General features: G+C 38.7%; 15 protein-coding genes and 1 pseudogene. 3 read left to right on the top strand and 13 right to left on the bottom strand.

Annotated elements, in window-relative coordinates:
* The 10 genes and pseudogenes from AC1DUW_RS12090 to AC1DUW_RS12045 form a co-directional block, all read right to left on the bottom strand.
* Window positions 1-126 (bottom strand): annotated as a pseudogene (locus tag AC1DUW_RS12090) (sugar phosphate isomerase/epimerase); the annotation flags it as partial.
* A 21-nt stretch (window positions 127-147) separates the two neighbouring features.
* Entirely contained in the window at window positions 148-1,188 is a 1,041-nt protein-coding gene (locus AC1DUW_RS12085) for a Gfo/Idh/MocA family protein (RefSeq protein WP_053344283.1), read from the bottom strand.
* Between the two features lie 17 nt (window positions 1,189-1,205).
* The gene (locus tag AC1DUW_RS12080) at window positions 1,206-2,228 is read right to left on the bottom strand and encodes a Gfo/Idh/MocA family protein (RefSeq protein WP_053344282.1); all 1,023 of its coding nucleotides are present in this window, start codon (window positions 2,226-2,228) and stop codon (window positions 1,206-1,208) included.
* An 18-nt stretch (window positions 2,229-2,246) separates the two neighbouring features.
* Window positions 2,247-2,969, bottom strand: coding sequence for a ThuA domain-containing protein (locus AC1DUW_RS12075; RefSeq protein ID WP_053344281.1), 723 nt, complete (start codon window positions 2,967-2,969; stop codon window positions 2,247-2,249).
* A 232-nt stretch (window positions 2,970-3,201) separates the two neighbouring features.
* Complete coding sequence (locus tag AC1DUW_RS12070; protein ID WP_053344280.1) at window positions 3,202-4,236, bottom strand: LacI family DNA-binding transcriptional regulator; 1,035 nt, start codon at window positions 4,234-4,236, stop codon at window positions 3,202-3,204.
* A 57-nt stretch (window positions 4,237-4,293) separates the two neighbouring features.
* Window positions 4,294-5,112: a carbohydrate ABC transporter permease gene (locus AC1DUW_RS12065; RefSeq protein ID WP_053344279.1), complete on the bottom strand. Its 819-nt coding sequence runs from the start codon at window positions 5,110-5,112 to the stop codon at window positions 4,294-4,296.
* The gene (locus AC1DUW_RS12060; protein WP_053344278.1) at window positions 5,112-5,972 is read right to left on the bottom strand and encodes a carbohydrate ABC transporter permease; all 861 of its coding nucleotides are present in this window, start codon (window positions 5,970-5,972) and stop codon (window positions 5,112-5,114) included. The genes AC1DUW_RS12065 and AC1DUW_RS12060 overlap by 1 nt, the downstream gene beginning before the upstream one ends.
* Window positions 5,973-6,147: 175 nt before the next feature.
* On the bottom strand, window positions 6,148-7,446 hold the full coding sequence (locus AC1DUW_RS12055; RefSeq protein WP_053344277.1) for an ABC transporter substrate-binding protein: 1,299 nt from the start codon (window positions 7,444-7,446) through the stop codon (window positions 6,148-6,150).
* Window positions 7,447-7,810: 364 nt separating this feature from the next.
* Complete coding sequence (locus tag AC1DUW_RS12050; RefSeq protein WP_053344276.1) at window positions 7,811-7,996, bottom strand: hypothetical protein; 186 nt, start codon at window positions 7,994-7,996, stop codon at window positions 7,811-7,813.
* Window positions 7,997-8,224: 228 nt separating this feature from the next.
* Window positions 8,225-9,064, bottom strand: coding sequence for a YitT family protein (locus AC1DUW_RS12045; protein WP_053344275.1), 840 nt, complete (start codon window positions 9,062-9,064; stop codon window positions 8,225-8,227).
* A 459-nt stretch (window positions 9,065-9,523) separates the two neighbouring features.
* Between AC1DUW_RS12045 and bioF the strand changes: the two genes are divergently transcribed.
* The 3 genes from bioF to bioC are packed head-to-tail and all read left to right on the top strand — an operon-like array spanning window position 9,524 to window position 12,289.
* On the top strand, window positions 9,524-10,720 hold the full coding sequence (gene bioF, locus AC1DUW_RS12040; RefSeq protein ID WP_053344274.1) for an 8-amino-7-oxononanoate synthase: 1,197 nt from the start codon (window positions 9,524-9,526) through the stop codon (window positions 10,718-10,720).
* A complete protein-coding gene (locus AC1DUW_RS12035; RefSeq protein WP_053344273.1) occupies window positions 10,720-11,466 on the top strand; it encodes an alpha/beta fold hydrolase in 747 nt (248 codons plus the stop codon). The genes bioF and AC1DUW_RS12035 overlap by 1 nt, the downstream gene beginning before the upstream one ends.
* Window positions 11,459-12,289 carry a malonyl-ACP O-methyltransferase BioC gene (bioC, locus tag AC1DUW_RS12030; protein ID WP_053344272.1) on the top strand — a complete coding sequence of 277 codons (831 nt, stop codon included), beginning with the start codon at window positions 11,459-11,461 and terminating at the stop codon, window positions 12,287-12,289. The genes AC1DUW_RS12035 and bioC overlap by 8 nt, the downstream gene beginning before the upstream one ends.
* Window positions 12,290-12,666: 377 nt before the next feature.
* Here bioC and AC1DUW_RS12025 read toward each other — a convergent pair whose 3' ends face one another.
* From AC1DUW_RS12025 to AC1DUW_RS12015, 3 genes are all read right to left on the bottom strand, one after another.
* The gene (locus tag AC1DUW_RS12025; protein ID WP_053344271.1) at window positions 12,667-13,344 is read right to left on the bottom strand and encodes an ABC transporter ATP-binding protein; all 678 of its coding nucleotides are present in this window, start codon (window positions 13,342-13,344) and stop codon (window positions 12,667-12,669) included.
* The gene (locus tag AC1DUW_RS12020; RefSeq protein WP_053344270.1) at window positions 13,341-14,447 is read right to left on the bottom strand and encodes an ABC transporter permease; all 1,107 of its coding nucleotides are present in this window, start codon (window positions 14,445-14,447) and stop codon (window positions 13,341-13,343) included. Before AC1DUW_RS12020 ends, AC1DUW_RS12025 begins: the two co-directional genes overlap by 4 nt.
* Before the next feature lie 98 nt (window positions 14,448-14,545).
* Window positions 14,546-15,542: sensor histidine kinase (locus AC1DUW_RS12015; RefSeq protein WP_477642609.1), on the bottom strand; the 997-nt coding region annotated here is incomplete at its 5' end.

The raw sequence follows: 15,542 nt of genomic DNA, 5'->3' as shown, positions 1-15,542 counted from the left end.
GTGGACATTACCTGGATACCCGCCTGTACCGATTTCAACTGTTTTTAAACCGGAGGCTGCCACATAATCAAGCATATCCTCGAATGATTTTTGTGCGAATAGCACTGTAAAAATCCCTAACTTCACTAGCCCCACCCCACCTTTTCATTAATTGATACTCATAACCTTTCCACTTGCTGAGCTTTGATAAATGGCTTCAATTATCTTCGAAACTTTCATGGCTTCCGATGGTTTTACCAATGGTTCGGCAATTCCGAGGCAGCTATCAATAAAATTCTCTGCCTGTTGGAGATCGGGTGTATCCTCTCCAGGCATCCATACCGCCTCACTATTTAAAAGCATGCCGTGCTTTGCCTGATTCAAAATTAAGGGGAACACATCCAGTCCGCCCTGCGTTCCGGATAAACTCAAGACTGTTGCTTCTTCACGGATATTCGCGGCCCATGATGTTTCGAATAATAAAGATGCACCGTTGGCAAATTTGATATACGCGGTAGCATGATCATCTACTTCAAATACAGAGGCATCGAAATTACCCCATAGATTGACCTGATCGACACCCTTACTGACATAATTATATGTCGAACCTACAATTTCAATCGGCTCCGGGTCATCCATCAGCCATAAGGCCAAATCAAGTAAATGGCAGCCGTAATCAATAACGCTTCCTCCACCCTGCAATTCCTTACTCGTAAAAACTCCCCACCCAGGAACTTTCCGACGTCGGATTGCCTGTACACGCGCTACATACGGCTCACCAATTTCACCGGCCTGGATCATTTTCTTCGCAGCCTGAGCTTCCTTCATAAAGCGGTAATGGTAAGCAATAGATAGTACTTTCCCCGATAAGTTTGCAGCCTCGGTTATTGCTTTACATTCCTCGGTTGTAATCGCCATAGGCTTTTCGCACAACACATGTACACCTGCCTGCAGCGCGGCGATAGAAATTTCCGCATGAAACTTGTTTGGCGTGGCAATCGTAACTGCATCCACTTCCGCGAACATTTCTTCATAATTGGTAAAGACCTTTTCGATATGATATTCACGTGCCACATCTCTCGCCTTCAGTTCATCTATATCCTGAATTGCGTATAAAACTACCTTGTCTTGAAATTTTTGAAAAGCTGGGATATGCCTTTGTTGAGCAATTCCACCAGCACCGATTATTCCCATTTTTAATTTGTACATGATGACTATTAACCCCTTTATAAGCGGATGATTTTTCTGGATGCATTCGATTCCATCGCGCCAAGAATAACTTTTAATGATTTTAATCCTTCAACTCCTGAGATGAGAGGCACCTCATTGTTTACCACACATTTTACAAAGTGGCTGATTACTTCAGAATCATGCTGTCCTTCAGAGTCATTTGTCTGGATGCTACCTAATTCAATGGTTTCCGTCTTACCATTATCATGATGAATAATCAGTGAGTATTTAGGATCGTCTTCAAGACGTAATACGGCTTTTTCCGCATAAATGACCGTCGCATTGTCTTCTTTCGCATACGACCAGCTGGCTGTGAGAGTACCAATAATTCCGCTCTCCGTTCGCAGAATACAGGCAGCACTGTCATCAACATCTGTATTTTTCTTGGCAGTCGTTTCTACAAATGCTCCTACTTCAACAAATTCCTCTCCCAGGATATAACGCAATAAATCAGCTTTATGAACGCCTAAATCGCCCATAGCACCGATAACTGCCTGATCTTTTTTAAAAAACCAACTGTCCCGTCCGTCCACGGCCCAATTCTCTGGTCCAGAATGTCCAAAAGCCGTTCGGAAGCTGTAGACCCTCCCTATCTCACCACTATCAATAAGCTGTTTCGCTTTTTGATGAGAGGGGACAAAACGCTGATTATGACCAATCATTAATATTTTGCCGCTTTTTGAAGCTGCTTCATTCATTTTTTCTGCGTCATTTAAAGAAGTTGCCATTGGTTTTTCACAAAGAACATGCTTACCTGCTTCCAAGGCAGCAATTGTGATTCGGGCGTGCAAGTAATTAGGGGTACATACACTGACAGCCTCAATCTCCTCATTCTTCAAAAGTTCTATATAATCAGTATATGCTTGTGCGTTATACCTTTGTGCTGCTGTATTCGCCCGGTCTTGCACAATATCACAAACGGCAATTATCTCTGTTTCCTGGATCGCTTCGTATTCTGGAAAATGCCTGTTTTTTGCAATACTGCCGCATCCAATGACGCCTACTTTCACTCTGCCCATTCTACTCTCTCCTTCACTTCATCTCTTTATTGAGATAGTTTCCAACGGTTCGGCTTTTCCATATACCGATTTATTGTTAACTTCCGGCTTGACCCACTCAACGGCATTCTTAATCACCCGTTGTATTTGCGGATTATGGTATGTCGGATATGTTTCATGACCTGGCCGGAAATAAAAAATCTTACCTTTACCACGCTGATACGTACAACCGCTTCTGAAGACCTCCCCACCTTCAAACCAGCTGATAAATAATAGTTGGTCCGGCGTAGGGATATCAAAATGTTCCCCGTACATCTCTTCCTTTTCAAGTTCTATATATTCTCCGATTCCCTCAACGATTGGGTGACTTGAATCAACAACCCAAAGCCGCTCCTTTTCATCCGCTACCCGCCATTTCAAATCGCAAGTCGTGCCCATTAATTGTTTGAAGATTTTTGAGAAATGTCCAGAATGGAGGACGATAAGACCCATTCCTTCGAGTACCCGCTTATGAACCCGTGTGACAATTTCATCATGAACTTCTTCATGTGCGACATGTCCCCACCAGAGAAGTACATCGGTTTTCATCAGTATCTCTTCAGTTAACCCATGCTCTTCTTCCTCGAGTGTAGCCGTCTTCACTTCGAACTGTTCGCTTTGTAAAAAGCCAGCAATCGCACCATGGATTCCATCCGGATAAATTTCAGCAACATCAGGTTTTTCTTTTTCATGGCGATACTCATTCCATACTAGAACTCTCATGAACAATCTCCTCCACATTAATTTGTCGACAACTTGCTCTATATGTTTAACTACTACCTCTTAATTTCGAACGCAAACGTTTGCGTTCGAAATAATAAAAACTCAGTCGATTATAAGAACATACTTGGTATTTCGAAAAGTATGAATTTCAAAAAATTGTTAGTGATAATCTTTATTGTAAATTTATGTTAGCAAAAATCAAGCTTTAATTGGAAAAACATTTCTACACTTTTCATTTATTTTCCTTTTTAACAACAAAATGCGACTCTCGCTTTATGATTTTAGTTGGAATCCTGATACTTTTTTCCATCATTTCGGGATTTGCAATTAAATCAAACACACATTTTGCCGCTTCAAAGCCTAATTGATACGTATGAATATCGACTGTTGTAAGTGGCGTACTTAAAAATTCAATAAACTCTGAATGATTAAAACAGACGACGCTAACTTGCTCAGGTACTTTTAAATTCTTTTCCGCCAACACCCCTAGTAAAAGTACTCCCAATAAAAGATCCATTACCATAAAAGCGGTTGGAGCTTCCGGTAGATTTAGTAATTCCTTGATTGCCTTTATTCCATCTGCTCGATTTAAAGGGATCAACTTGATATATTCCTTTGGCACATTTAATTCGGCCTGCTCCATAGCTTGTTGAAACCCTCTTAAGCGGGCTTGAATCACTTCAAACTCAGGGCTCCCCCCTAAAAAAGCGATTCGCTGATGACCAAGATTGATTACAAACTCCGATAATTCCCTGGCTGCTTGAACATTATCGTTATCAATGAAGGTGATTCCGCTCATGTTCGTACTTGGTTTCCCAATCAAAACAAATGGAAAGCCCTGCTTTAATAAATAGGGCACCACTTTATCATCCTTTTTCGAATACAAAACAATCATACCGTCCACTCGTCTACCCTGAACCATTTTCACGACGTCTTCAAAAATAGCATCCTCGGTTTCACCGGTCGTTAGAGAAAGACTGTATCCCTCTTTATTGCAAAAATCCCCGATTCCACGGATAACCTCTGGAAAAAAAGGATTGTAAAGCGATTCTCTGGCTGAATTTTTCATGACGATTCCAATAGCCTTGGTGGATTTCGTGACCAAATTCCGGGCATTTTCATTCATATGATAGCCCATTTCCTTTAATACCTTACGTACCTTACGCTTTGTCTTTTCACTGATTGCTGGGCTGTTATGGATAACACGCGATACCGTTGATGGAGCGACATTCGCTTTTTTGGCAACGTCCTTTATCGTAACAGACATATTCAACACCACTTCCCGTTCACCGCACATGGCTTAATATTCCCTATATTTAAATACTTATTTAACGGCACCATCCGCAATTCCTTTGATAATTTGCCTCTGAGCAAAAAAATACGCGATAATGACTGGAATAATGGATAAAGTAAGCCCAGCCAAGGCTAGATGCCATTGTTTCGTATACTGTCCGAAAAAGAAGAATAATTTAAGCGGGATTGTCTCCGAGCCAGCGCCTCCAATAACAAGGGATGGCAACAGGTAGTCGTTCCAAATCCAAATAACATTTAAGATTCCAACTGTAATCGACATAGGTTTTAATAAAGGAAAAATGATATACCAAAATACTTGAAACCTGTTCGCTCCATCTATTTTCGCAGCTTCGTCAAGCGAGGTAGGAATCCCTTTTAAAGTACCGTGATACAAGAATATCGAGAGACTGCTGCCAAAGCCTAAATACATGAAAATCAACCCAGCCTTGTTCAACATCCCAAGCTGTCCGAATTGGGCAACAAGCGGTATCATCACAGATTGAAATGGAATCAACATGGCTGCCACAAACACGAAGAAGAGCAAAGAACTGACTTTACTTTTGTTTCGTGAAAGCGCATAAGCCGCCATTGCAGAAAAGATAATAATTATTACCACGCTGACGCCCGATATCAATAAAGAATTAAATAAAGTCCGAAGGAAATCCAATTGTTCGAAAGCTTGAGTAAAGTTTTCGAATGTCCAAGTTTTAGGTAAACCCAGCGTGTCGGCAAAAATATCACGTTTCATTTTAAAAGCATTGACAATCATTAAATAAAACGGAGCGAGCCACAATAATGCCAAGATGAAACCGATGAATCCAACCAGCCATAGCTTCCATTTTTTTCTCATTACAGCTCAACCTCCCTTTTCTTATTGATATACACTTGTGTTAGAGAAACTGCTGCCACAATTACGAAGAAGATAACGGCCTTTGCCTGCGCATATGCCATATCATTTTCGGTAAAAGCGGATTTAACAATGTTCATCGCAACCATTTCAGTTGAGTTATAAGGCGCTCCATTAGTCAAAGAAAGGTTTTGATCATAAATTTTAAAGGAGTGGGAAAGCGTTAAGAACAAACTAACGGTAAAAGCCGGTGCTACAAGCGGAAAAGTAATATGGCGAAAACGTTGAAAGCTGTTGGCCCCATCAATTTTAGCCGCCTCGATCAGTTCTTCAGGAACCGCTTGTAAATAAGCAATATAAATGATCATGATATAGCCAGCCATTTGCCAAGACGTTAAAATGATTAATCCCCAAAAACCGGTTTCTGTCGTTGACAGCCAGCCATTAAAAGCTTCAATCCCTGTCAAATCACCAATTGCGCCGAATACTTTAATAAAAATAAACTGCCAAATAAAACCGAGAATCAAGCCACCAATCAAATTTGGCATAAAGAAAACTGTCCGAAGTAGATTGCTTGATTTAATTTTCGACGTCACGATAAGCGCTAAACTCAAGCCGATAATATTAATTACCACAATAGCTGCTACTGAAAATTTAATGGTGAACCAAAATGTATCCAGAAACCCTCTATCCGTAAATAAGTCTATATAATTTTTAAGCCCTATAAAGTCCGGAGTTCCAAGTCCGTTCCAATTCGTAAATGAATAATAAAATCCGTAAATGAGTGGCACAATCACCACCAAAATGAGTGCAGCCAGAACAGGTGTCAAAAACAGCCAATATGCGGCATCCCGATTTCTCAATGAAACCGACCTCCTTATGAAAGATATATTAGTAGAAAATGAGTTTTAATTTCGGAATCGAAAATCGAAGAATATCTAGTAACCGAACTTTCCCTTTAACGACTTTCTTGTAACAAAGAACAACCAATCGACACAGCTTTCGACGGCGATTGGTTGTTTCCCCTTTACGGAATACTTATTTACTGTGAATTTTCTCCCAATTTTCAATATTTTGTTGCACAAGTTCATCCCATGTTAGTTTACCAGTTACGTATTTTTGGACACTTGCACCTAGGTCATCATTCCAACCAACTGGATATCCATTAAAAACCCAGCCAGTCGTCTTTCCATCTTGTGAATATTTATAAATTTCTTTTGAAAGTGGATCGGCAATTTTTTCTACGTCATACCCTTCATAAGCTGGAATGAATTTAAAATCCTCCAAAACAGCTTTTTTTCCTTCATCAGATGTATACATCCAGTCGAGGAATTTCTTCGCTTCTTCCTGAACTTTTTCATCTGATTTTTTGTTCACTGCCCAATAGTTTGGAACCCCAACTGGCATCCCCGCAGCTGTATCCCCATTCGGAATCGGGATAATACCAATACCGTTTTCGGCTAACTCAGGATCCATATCGTACACTGTGTTATACACCCAGTTTCCTTGCTGAATGATTGCAACCTTTTCAAGCGAGAACAACTCTTCCACTTGTTGTGAATAATCTAGACTTGCCGTCGGCTGAACGGAATATTTATTTTGAATATCGACCAGTTGCTTAAACTTGTCACCATCCGTAAATTTAACGGTTGGTGACTTGCTCGCAGTTAATACGTTCCCATCAAATTCAGGTGCTAAAAAGACATTTGATAAGTGGTTTCCTGTTACCCACTTCTCTTTAACCGGATAAGCGAAAACCGCCTCGATTTTCAATTTATCTTTCTGTGAATCCAGTTTTTTAACCGCAGCCTCTAATGCTGAATAACTAGTAATTTCTTCAGGTTTAACTCCGGCTTCTTCAAAAATTCGTTTGTTATAAATCAAGCCGTATCCTTCTTGGTTAAATGGAAGCCCTAGAACGTGCCCGTCCTCTTCCACGCCATCCAATGTACCATCAAGCGCAGCAGCTGCAGCCTTTGTATCCTTTAAATCTAATAATCTATCTTTATATTGTTCAACATCTATTGGTCCGCCAATGTTAAAAACTGCTGGCTCCTCACCTGAAGCAAACTTTGCAGTAATGGCTGATTTATAATCATTTCCACCACCCACTGTTGATATCTTGATTTTTACATTTGGATTTTCTTTTTCATATTGTTTTGCCAAATTCTCAAATTGCTGCTTAAACTCTACTTTGAATTGAAAGATATCCAGCGTCACTTTATCTTTGTCTTTAGAGTCACTGTCTCCACCTGTAGAAGAAGAGCATCCAGCCAAAATCACACTAAAAATTAATAAAACAGAAAAGATTCCCCCGTACCATTTTTTACGTTTCATGCCTACCAACTCTCCCTTTTTCATAAGATCTTATGCAAATTCAAGAAAACGTTTGCATAAAATGATAAAAAAATATACGCTTCTAAATCTACTATATTATTATTCTATCCAACCTTTTATACATCACCTCCTTACATGAACACTGTAAACGTTTTCATTTATGCGCTTTATATTACCACTAAATTCCATACTTTACAATTAAATTGTATTTTTTTGTAAACAACAAGTAGGATATAAGCCTTGTCTACTTAATTATATGATTCACAAACCTAAGATTATTCCTTTATTTGATTATAAAAATTATCGTAATGGACATTTATTCTAAATAAGTTTTAAATAGGGAAACCCAAAGGCTCCCCTCTATTCACTTCAATACCATCTTCACATTGGATGAACCATACTCATCCTTTAGTTCATAATATTTATCACTTGCTTGTCCAAATTCTTCAAACACACCACTAATAATCAGTTTATTCGTTTCCTTATCAACTATGCTGTACTTGATATTGCTTTTCCCAAACTTTCTGTCATCCACTTTTAAAAGGATCATATTGGACACACCTCCATATTTAATGGCTGCACTCCTCAGGGTGTTTGGATTCTTACTTACATAATATAACAAATTATTCTTAATTTACAGATTTTTCTCTTTTTGGAAAAATAAAAAAAGCCTATTTAGGCTCTTTGCAATTATTTCTTTAGTTCCAAATCAAATGTTTCAAAAATACTATATAAGATTCCCCATTAAAAGGAACCACATTGGCTCCTCAATATGGTTTTAAGACTTCGAAATATCTAAGAATCCTTCTCCAAATACATCACGAACATCATGTATGGCTATAAAAGCACTTCTATCAGTAGACTGTACAATTCTCTTTAATTTGAGTACCTCTTGCTTACTAATAACAATATATAGGATTTCCTTGGATTCTTTTGTATAGTATCCATGACCACTAAAAACAGTCACCCCTCTATCCATCAAAACGGTTACTTGTTTTGCAATCTGATCTGCTTCTTTTGAAATGATGGTAATCGCTTTTTTCGGGTTCAATCCTTCAATGATGAATTCCATCGTTTTTGTTCCAATATAAAGCATAAGGATAGTAAGCATTAGACCTTCTGCACCAATAATAAAATAAGATGAGAACGCAACGATTAAATCGAAAAACAGAAGTCCATAGCTTAAGCTCCATCCCAAATATTTATTCGTAATTCGTGCTAAGATCGTTGTACCGGCAGTCGTGCCTCCAACTCGAATGATTATGCCAATACCTGCACCGGCAAAAACACCGCCAAATATCGCATTGACGACCAATTCATCTGAAGATATCGACCAACTTTCGGTTAAATGGAGGAAAAGTGAATTAAATGCAACGGCTATGATTGTATAAACCGTTGTTATTTTCGACAAATATTTATAACCGACAATGAGCAGGAAAGCGTTAATAATCAAACTTAACAGCCCTGGTGACCATTCAAAAAGATAAAACAAAATGATGGTTATCCCCGTGACTCCTCCCTCACCAAGTTCATTGGGAATAACGAAAAGATTTATTGCCAAAGCGAAAATAAAAGCTCCTATTAATATAAAGAAAACATCTAAAGAAATCTTTTTCATATTTAATTACCTTCCTTTATGTAATGGTTAATGTGAAAAGAAATAGGTTAATTTCACTGCTCTATAGTAACATGGAATTCCATTTAATCCTTCAAAGATTTGAAGGTTTAACAAAAAGACTACCTTGGAAGTTAGATTATCTTCAATGAACAAGATTAATACATACAAAGACACTAATTTTCACTAAGCTTTTTTATACATTAGCTTAACAAAGCCACTGTCTCCTTCTCATTAACCTATTATTATGTTAGTTTCATGCTCCTCGACCTGGTTCAAATGACCAACAGCATACTTATGATAAGTGTCTTTTTTCGCCCCTTGATTTCTCCTAGATTAATGGATAATCAATTTATTATCATGTTCCTTTTCAAAGCTTGACAGTTTCATTGAGTCATGATTAGAATGTTTTATATGTTAACCTATATTATTTTTAGTTAACATATAAAAAGGAGAATGGCTATGCACAGTGAAAAACAATTACCTTGTTGGGAAGAAAAAATTAAGAAAGAACTGGCTTATTTAGAAGAGATATCGCAAAAACGTGAACTCGTTTCAACGGAATTCGCCGAGCAGCCATGGCTTATGATCAACGGGTGCAGGATGCTAAATCTAGCTTCTAATAACTATTTAGGATATGCAGGGGATGAGCGGCTGAAAAAGGCTATGGTAGATGCAGTACATACTTATGGTGCAGGAGCAACGGCTTCACGTTTAATTATTGGCAATCATCCTCTTTACGAGCAAGCAGAACAAGCTCTTGTCAATTGGAAGAAAGCCGAAGCAGGACTCATTATTAACAGTGGATATAACGCGAACCTTGGAATTATCTCCACCCTGCTGTCCCGTAACGATATTATTTATAGCGATAAATTGAATCATGCAAGCATTGTCGATGGAGCTCTCTTAAGCCGTGCAAAGCATCTACGCTATCGTCATAATGATTTAGATCATTTAGAAGCATTATTGAAAAAATCATCGATGGAAGCACGTAAATTAATCGTGACGGATACGGTCTTCAGCATGGACGGTGACTTTGCTTATCTTGAAGACCTTGTTCGGTTAAAAGAACGTTATAACGCTATGTTAATGACTGATGAAGCACACGGAAGCGGCATCTACGGTAAAAACGGTGAAGGTTATGCCGGTCATCTCCATCTTCAAAATAAAATAGATATCCAAATGGGAACATTCAGTAAAGCACTCGGTTCATTCGGGGCCTATGTCGTCGGGAAAAAATGGCTCATCGACTATTTAAAAAATCGCATGCGCGGATTCATTTATTCAACTGCACTCCCCCCGGCCATACTCGGTGCTATGAAAACAGCGATAGAACTTGTACAGCAAGAACCAGAACGCCGCTCACTGCTCCAAACACATTCAGAACACTTTAGAGAAGAACTCACATATTACGGGTTTAATATTTGTGGAAGTCGATCACAAATTGTTCCTATCGTCATCGGGGAAAACGAAAAAGCGATGGAATTTGCCACACGTTTGCAGAAAGAAGGAATTGCAGCTATTGCTGTCAGGCCGCCGACCGTTCCTGAAAATGAGGCGAGAATCCGTTTTACTGTAACAGCTCTCCACGATAAAAAAGATCTTGATTGGGCAGTTGAAAAAGTTTCGATCATTGGAAAAGAAATGGGTGTTATTTAATGAAACAGCCGAATTTAGTCATGCTTCCTGGCTGGGGAATGGAAAAAGATGCGTTTCAACAGTTAATCAAACCGCTGTCAGAAGTATTTCACCTCTCATTCATAGAATGGAGAGATATGAAAACACTAAATGACTTTGAAGAACGAGTCATAGACACAATCGCTTCTATTGATGGTCCTGTTTTTTTACTTGGCTGGTCATTAGGATCTCTATTATCACTTGAACTTGCAAGTTCGTATCGAGAAAAAATAAAAGGTTTTATACTAATTGGCGCAACAAGTCGGTTTACCACAGGAGATAATTATTCATTTGGCTGGGATCCACGAATGGTCGAGCGCATGAAGAAACAACTGCAGCGCAATAAAGAGAAGACTTTGACTTCTTTCTATGAAGCAATGTTTTCCGAAGCTGAAAAAGAAGAAGGTTTTTATCATCAATTCATCACGACAATTCAAAGCGAGTTTCATGGGGATGACGTATTTTCGCTTCTTATAGGTTTGGATTATTTACTTCAGAAAGATGTTAGAGTAAAGCTCGACCAGATTGAAACTCCCATTTTATTGATCCATGGGAGAGAAGACAAAATTTGTCCACTCGAAGCCTCATCTTTCATTAAAGAAAATCTGGGTGGGAAAGCCGAGGTTCATATTATCGAAGGCGCTGGTCATATTCCATTTTTCACAAAACCACAGGAATGTGTGCAGCTTATAAAAACATTTATTCAAAAGGAGTACATTCATGATTGATAAACAATTGTTAAGTAAGCGATTCAGTGAACATGCGAAAACATATGATACATATGCCAATGTTCAAAAAAACATGGCGAAACAATTAGTGGATTTGCTCCCTCAAAAAAACAGCAAACAAAGAATTAACATCCTTGAAATTGGCTGCGGTACTGGTTACTTAACCAGGTTACTCGTTAATACATTTCCTAATGCTTATATTACCGCTGTTGATTTAGCACCAGGAATGGTTGAAATGGCGAAAGGAATAACAATGGAAGACCGTGTTACTTTTTTATGTGCTGATATCGAAGAAATGACGCTTAATGAAAATTACGACTTAATTATTTCTAATGCAACGTTTCAATGGCTGAATAATCTTCCTGGGACCATTGAACAATTGTTTACACGATTAACGCCTGAAGGCAACCTGATATTTTCAACGTTTGGAATTAAAACCTTTCAGGAGCTTCATATGTCCTATGAATATGCGAAAGAAAAGCTTCAACTTTCAATTGATAGTTCACCAGGCCAAATGTTTTACGCTCTAGAAGAATTATCCCAAATTTGTGAAGAAGCAATCCCTTTTTCATCAGCATTTCCATTAGAGATAACAAAATTAGAAAAGCTTGAACTAGAGTACTTTCAGACAGTACGTGAATTTTTCACTTCAATTAAAAAGATTGGTGCAGCTAACAGCAACAAAGAAATCTACTGCCAGCGCCCTTCTTTTTTTCGAGAGTTAATCAACATATACGAAACAAAATACCAAGATGAATCAGGTGTGAAGGCAACCTATCACTGTTTGTTTTTTAAGATAATAAAACATGCCCCCCTACCCTAACACCTTAATCCGAAGATAACGGTCAGGTATACCAGCATAGTATCCTTTTTCTATCTTATAGCCGTTTATAAAATATACTAGGAGATCACCTTTTCCCGTCTTTCCTTACATAATTTAAGTCCGTTCTATAAAGTATTTATATCGACTACTGTTTCCAACTAGAATTCAGCTGCTTACTGTCCATTAGGATTAGTTTTTCTCAAATAGTAAAGTTCATCTTGTTTTTGAATTTAACTAAACAAGGTTCCCAAAAATTCAGGCCGCCGCCTCTCCTAATTCCTTTGGAGAAGCGGCGGCCTATTTATCAGTTACATCGGAATATATCAGCGCTTATTGTAATAACTCAAATCATGAAAATGTGTTTACGTTTAACTTTTTCACCCAAAAACCTTGCCATCTGTAATATTGACCACTCGATCACATAAATCTAACATTCTTTCATCGTGCGTTACCATGATGGCCGCTTTATTTCTTGACTTCACCTCATGAGCAAGCATTTCAACAACATCCCTGCCTCTTTTGGAATCAAGACTTGCGGTTGGTTCATCCGCTAAAATGATTTCAGGATCATTCATCAACGAACGGGCGATGGCTACACGCTGCCGCTCTCCGCCCGACAGTGCTTCTGGCAAGTGATCTGCCCGATGTCCAAGTCCAAGGTGGCTAAGCAATTCGTCCGCTTTTTTCATAGTTTTTTTATCCCGTTTGCCAATCAGTTCAGAAATGAGCAGAAGCTGATCTCGTACTGTTAGATATGGAACAAGATTCGACGATTGGAATACAAACCCGATCTTTTCAAGGCGCACTCGAGTCAATTTCTTTGGAGATAGTGATGTAATATCCTCATCATTCAGCAGTAAGCGACCTTTACTTGGGGAAAGTAACGCACCTGCTATGGAAAGAAAAGTACTTTTTCCTGAGCCAGATGGACCCACGATGGCAACAAATTCCCCCGCTCTCACATTCAGGGAAATATTATCAAGAGCTGTCACCTTATTATCGCCTTCCCCATAAATCTTACTGACGTTTTCAAATAATAGTTTATCCCCCATCATGATACCCTCCCTATTGCTTCGATCGCATCTATCTTCGCTACTCGATATAGTGATAGCAGTGAACCCAATACGGATACAACCAAAAGTAACAGGGAATATTTAATAACCAAATTGGTACTCAATTCAAATGGCATTCCCTCTGGCATAATTAAAGTGACACCATATGTCAGTGCAACACTAATGGCTATACATGCCACGGCAAGTAGCATAACCTGACCAACGATACTTTTTGCAAGGAAACTCGTATTAGCTCCAAGTGCCTTAAGGACACCAAATTGATTCGTTTTTTGTAAAGTAATGACATAGAAGAACACCGCCAAAACAAAAGCTGCTATAACAAACAAAAAGGCAATCATCATCGTCAATGTACCCTGTTCCTCTTTGAACCCTGGTATACTCTGAAGGGATTCATCTTTCGAAATGAGTGTTAGGTCTTCAGGCAATGATTCACGTACATTTTCTTCTGCCTTTGAATCCATTTGCACGGCTATCGTGCTGATTGAATCATTCCCTTGATTTTTCAATGCTGGGTTAATCTCCTGCCATCCCTTAACATTCATGTAAACTACCGGTGAATGGCTGTAAGACTGCTTTTCAGTAAAACCAACAATGGTGAAAACCTTACCTGATAGATCATCTTTAAGTGAATCACCTAATTTATAACCAACTTCTTTTAAAGAACTATCTGCAACTACTTCACCTTGTTTCTTATTGTCATAGTTCGTTCCTTCTATGACCTTCGGTGCTAAAATACCACTAGCATTGGTCGCAAAAATCGTGACATCCGTTTTCTCCGATGAGCCGACTTTATTCAATGTGATCATCATTTGCCCAAGTCCTTCGGCTGCTTTAACATCCGATGAAGCCCGGATTTCATCTAGCTTTTCCATGGATATGATCGATCGGTTCAATTTATTTTTAGAGTCATGCTCCATTACGAAATAGTCGGCCTTCATATTTTGTATGGATGAAGCATTATCTGAAGAAAGTCCATTGGCTAATCCTGAAATGATAAAGACAAGCAAAGCGACCAATACCATAATCAGTCCAATCAGCAGATAACGTAACTTTGAATGCTTTAGTTCACGTATTGCTAAAAACATTATTTCATCTCCCATTCCTTTTATTACCGATCCAGATGTACTTCAACCGGTATGAATTGATTGTAATCAATCAATATGAATGGAAGATGAACGAATGATTACATAAGGGGCAAACGGATATAAAAAGTGGTCCCTTTGCCAAGTTCGCTTTGAACCTCAATCGTTCCGCCATGTAGTTCAACCATCTTCTTCGTTATCGAAAGTCCTAAGCCACTTCCTGTTTCACTGCGATTTCTCACTTTATCTACTTTATAAAAGCGATCAAGGATATAAGGGAGGTCTTCTTCTGGAATTCCCATACCCGTGTCTGAAATCATCACTTCAACAAAGTTACCCATTTTTTTGAGTCGAATAACGATCGAACTGCCGCTTTCGGAGTATTTAATGCTGTTGGTTATCAAATTCGTCCATACTTGATTTAAAAGTTTCTCATCTGCAGAAACGACGGTTGATGGTAAATCCATTTCAATCACCATATCTTTTTCCCGCCAATTCCATTCCAGCATAAACATCACTTGCCTTATTTGTTGTGCTAAATCAAAACTAGACCGTTGCAGCGCGTCATCCTCTTTATCTAAGGAAGCAAGCATTAGGAGCTGTTTACTCAACAAGGACATGCGCCGGCTCTCTTTTTCAATAATAGACAAGTACTCATTTCTTTGTTCCTTTGTTAATTCCTCCGATTGAAGGGTTTGAGAAAAACCTTGTATTGATGCGAGTGGAGATTGAATTTCATGAGAAACATTTGAAACGAATTCCTGTCTCATATCATCTAACCGCTGTATGCTTTGAGTCATTTTCGTAAAATGTTTAGCCAAATCCCCAATTTCATCACTGCGGGTAACATTCAACTTACTACTATAATTCCCATCAGCGATTCTCTTTGTGGCTTCTGTTAATTTCGTAATTGGCTTAACAATGAAACGCGTGTTAATAATCACAAATAAAAAACTGAGTAGGAGTGTAAGTACGAGCAAAACAGAAAGGTAAAAGCGGAACTCTCCAAACTGCAGTTCTATATTCGGCCGTACAAACAAGGCATATTTCTCGCCATCCACATTAATTGGGACCCCAATGCTATTGATTAATACATCC

This window comes from Peribacillus sp. P4_C12 (assembly GCF_056402095.1).
This window is presented reverse-complemented; position numbering and strand designations above follow the sequence as displayed.